This is a genomic window from Promicromonospora sp. NPDC057488, from assembly GCF_042802395.1.
Classification (GTDB): Bacteria; Actinomycetota; Actinomycetes; order Actinomycetales; family Cellulomonadaceae; genus Promicromonospora.
This window is the reverse complement of the sequence record NZ_JBHVEG010000314.1, coordinates 1-3,491: the sequence shown is the minus strand read 5'-3', so window position 1 is coordinate 3,491 and position 3,491 is coordinate 1. Positions and strand designations below refer to the sequence as shown.

Below are 3,491 nucleotides of genomic sequence, written 5' to 3'. Positions count from 1 at the left end.
GGCGTAGACAATGTCTACGCAGCGCAACACACCTCGCAGACCAACGTTTTTCCCGGGGCACGGACCGTGCTCGGCCAACAGGCTCGGCCTCCCTGCCAGCCGGTCAACTCAGCCAGCCCAGCCCACCCGCTCAGCCCGCCGGCTCAACCCGCCCGATTAGCCCCTCGGCTCGGCCCGGCGCTCGGCCGCCGCGGCGCGGCTCGTGCTCAGGTGCTCCCGCGCCAGCCGCGCGGCGGCCTCCGCATCACCGTCGCGGACGGCGTCCAGCAGCGCGCGGTGCTCGTCCGCGATGGCGGCGAGGTCGGAGTGCTGGGCCAGCAGCCAGCGCACCCGGCTGGCGGTGACGGCGTGCAGCTCGGCGAGCACCGGGTTGCCGGACGCCGCGACGACCGCCTCGTGGAAGTCCGCCGCCGCCCGGCGCGCCGCCGGACCGTCGCCGCGCGCGGCGGCCTCGGCCTCCCGCTCCCAGGCGCGGGTCAGGGCCGCGAGCTGCTCCGGGGTGCGCCGCTGCGCCGCGAGCCGGAACTGCACCGGGTCGGTCGCCTCGCGTACCTCCTGCAGGTGCGCGACGTCGGCGTCGGTGAACTCCCGCACGACGGCCCACGTGCGCGGCCGCGGCGTGACCAGGCCCTCCGCGACGAGCGCGCGCAGCGCGTCACGCACCGGGATGCGGCTCACGCCCAGCTCCGCGGCGAGGTCGCGCTCGACGAGCCGGCTGCCGGGCGCGCGCGTCCCGTCCACGATCTGCTCGCGGACCGCGCTCGCGACCCGCACCGACTCGGGCTCGAAGTCGCCGGAGGGCCCGGTCGCGGGCTCTGTCGAGGGCGCGTTCATGGCGCCATCCTGCCAGTTCCATAAATGGGATACCATTTTTGGATGACCCTCCCCGCCGGCCGTCGCGCACCGGGCCGCCGCGCACCGGCCCGCCGAGCCCTCGGCATCGGCGCGGCCGCCGCCGTCGCGGGCCTGCTGCTGGCCGGGTGCGGACCGGCGGCCCCGGGCGCGGCCCCGAAGACGGCAACCGAGTCACCATCCGCGACTCCCGCACCGACGCCGTCCGCCTCTCCCGACAAGCCCGTCACCCCCGACGCCGAGGACGAGGCCGCGACCGACGAGCAGCTCCTCCTCGTGACCCAGGCCGACCGCGACACGATCGCCCTGGTCGACCCACGCGAGCAGGCAGGCTCAGCCGAGTCAGCCGCCGGCCCCGCCGTAGTCGACGAGATCACCGTCGGCGCGGCACCCTGGGACGTCGCGGTCCACACCGACACCGGCCGCGCGTTCGTCTCGACGGCGCAGGGTGTCGCGGTCGTGGACCTCGCCACGCGCGAGCGCACCGACCTGGTCGGCTACGCGCACCGCCCCGCCCGGGTCGCCTACGGCGAGTACCGCCCCGGCGGGCTCGGCCTCGCGGTCTCCCCCGACGGCGGCACCGTGTACGTGGCGGTGAGCACGGGCGAGGAGGCGTACCTGGAGCAGATCGACGTGGCCGACGGCGACGTCGAGCGCACGGTCCCGGTCGGCCGGCGGCCGTTCGACGTGCTGGTCAGCGACGACGGCCGCGAGGTGTACACGATCGACCACGACGGGTTCACCGTCACCGTCGTGGACGCCGGGTCGTTCGAGGCGCACGCGATCGAGGTGGCGCCGTTCGGCACCGAGGGCGGCCTCGCGTCGTTCGAGAAGCCGCACTACGCGGTGCTCGACCCGGACGGCGACCTGCTGCTGCCCTACCAGGGCCGCGCGCTCGCCCGCGTCGACCCCGCCACGGGCGACGTGACCACCACCGGCCTGGATGCCGACACGCACCAGCACGGCGTCGCCCGCGCGGACGACGGCACGCTCGTGATCGCCGGCAACGGCCCGTTCGGCAACGCGGACAGCGGCGCGAGCATCGAGGTCGCCTCCCCCGCGGGCGACTCGACCGTGCTCCCGACCGAGCGACGGCACGAGACCGTCACGGTCTGGCAGCACGACGGCGCCACGTTCGGCGTCCTGGCCGGCGGTTACACGCAGGACGGCGCATGGGACGGCCTGACCGTCCTCCCGCTCGCGGCCGCCCTCGACGGCGCCGACGAGTCGTACGAGATCCGCGTGCCCGGCCGCCCGCAGGCGGTCGTACCGGTCACGCTCCCCGAACCCGAGAACAGCCCCGTGGAAGGAAACCCATGACCGGCACCACCACGCCCCCAGCCAGCACGCCCGCCGCCACGCCCACGCCCACGCCCACGCCCACGCCCGTCACCGTCCTCCGCGACGTGCGCCCCTGGGGCGGCGAGCGCAGCGACCTGCACGTCGCCGACGGCGTGATCACCGCCGTCGTCCCGCACGACCCGGCCGCGACCGACGGCGCCGAGCCGCAGAACACAGCAGCGCCCGGCGTCGTCGACGGCGGCGGCCTGCTCGCGCTCCCGGGCCTGGTCAACGCGCACGCCCACGTGGACAAGTCCTGGTGGGGCAAGCCGTGGGTGAGCTACGGCGGCGAGCCGGGCACGCAGGGCCGCATCGCGCACGAGCGCGCGCACCGCGACGAGCTCGGCATCCCGGGCGTCGACGTGACGCTCGCCGTGCTGCGCGAGTCCGTCCGCACCGGCACCACCGCCGTCCGCTCGCACGTGGACGTCGACCTGGGCGTCGGCCTGCGCGGCATCGAGGTGGTGCGCGAGGCCGTGGCCGCGCTGGGCGGCGCGGTGCACGCCGAGATCGTGGCCTTCCCGCAGGACGGCGTGCTGCGCCGTCCGGGCGTGCTCGACCTGCTCGACCAGGCGGCGGCCGCGGGCGCGGAGCACATCGGCGGCCTGGACCCGGCCTCGATCGACCGCGACCCCGTGGGGCAGCTCGACGGGCTGTTCGCGATCGCTGAGCGGCGCGGCGTCGGCATCGACGTGCACCTGCACGACGGCGGCGAGCTCGGCGCGTTCCAGATCGAGCTGATGATCGACCGCACGCTGCGCACCGGCCTGCAGGGCAAGGTGAACGTGGCGCACGGCTTCGCCGTCGGGCAGCTTGCCGGCTCGCGGCAGGCCGACCTGGTCGCCGCCATGGGCGAGGCGGGCATCACCATGTCGACGGTCGCGCCGATCGGCGCAGCTCCCCTGCCGCTGCACGCGCTGCGCGCGGCCGGCGTGCCCGTCGGCCTGGGCACGGACGGCATCCGCGACCTCTGGTCGCCCTACGGCACCGGCGACCTGCTCACGCTGACCACGCAGCTCGCCCGGCTGTCCGGCTTCCGCTACGACGAGGACCTGGTCACCGCGGCCCGGATCGCCTCGGCGGACGCCGCCCGGTTCGTCGGCCGCGAGGTGCACGACCTGGTCGTCGGCGCGCCCGCCGACGTCGTGCTGGTCGACGCCGAGAACGTGCCCGACGCCGTCGTCCGCGCCCCGCGCCGCGCGCTCGTCGTCGCCGGCGGCCGCGTCGTCGCGAAGGACGGCGAGGTCCTGGTCTGAGCCCGGACGCAGAGCCGGCCGAGCCGGCGGCGGGCCTGGTGC

Annotated in this window: 3 protein-coding genes; 2 read left to right on the top strand and 1 reads right to left on the bottom strand. The window is 76.3% G+C overall.

The annotated features are described in order from the left end of the window. Positions 1-156: 156 nt before the first annotated feature. A complete protein-coding gene (locus ACFU5G_RS29585; protein ID WP_377252668.1) occupies positions 157-834 on the bottom strand; it encodes a GntR family transcriptional regulator in 678 nt (225 codons plus the stop codon). A gap of 42 nt (positions 835-876) precedes the next feature. On the opposite strand from ACFU5G_RS29585, the gene ACFU5G_RS29580 reads away from it, so the two are divergent. After that, on the top strand, positions 877-2,172 hold the full coding sequence (locus ACFU5G_RS29580) for a YncE family protein (protein WP_377252666.1): 1,296 nt from the start codon (positions 877-879) through the stop codon (positions 2,170-2,172). Continuing rightward, positions 2,169-3,449 (top strand): amidohydrolase, encoded by a 1,281-nt coding sequence (locus tag ACFU5G_RS29575; RefSeq protein WP_377252664.1) that lies wholly within the window; start codon positions 2,169-2,171, stop codon positions 3,447-3,449. Before ACFU5G_RS29580 ends, ACFU5G_RS29575 begins: the two co-directional genes overlap by 4 nt. Positions 3,450-3,491 lie beyond the last annotated feature (42 nt).

What these genes read in the sequence shown, in the direction of transcription:
- ACFU5G_RS29585 (WP_377252668.1), bottom strand. Translation starts at nt 834, where the DNA reads ATGAACGCGCCCTCGACAGAGCCCGCGACCGGGCCCTCCGGCGACTTC.
- ACFU5G_RS29580 (WP_377252666.1), top strand. Translation starts at nt 877, where the DNA reads ATGACCCTCCCCGCCGGCCGTCGCGCACCGGGCCGCCGCGCACCGGCC.
- ACFU5G_RS29575 (WP_377252664.1), top strand. Translation starts at nt 2,169, where the DNA reads ATGACCGGCACCACCACGCCCCCAGCCAGCACGCCCGCCGCCACGCCC.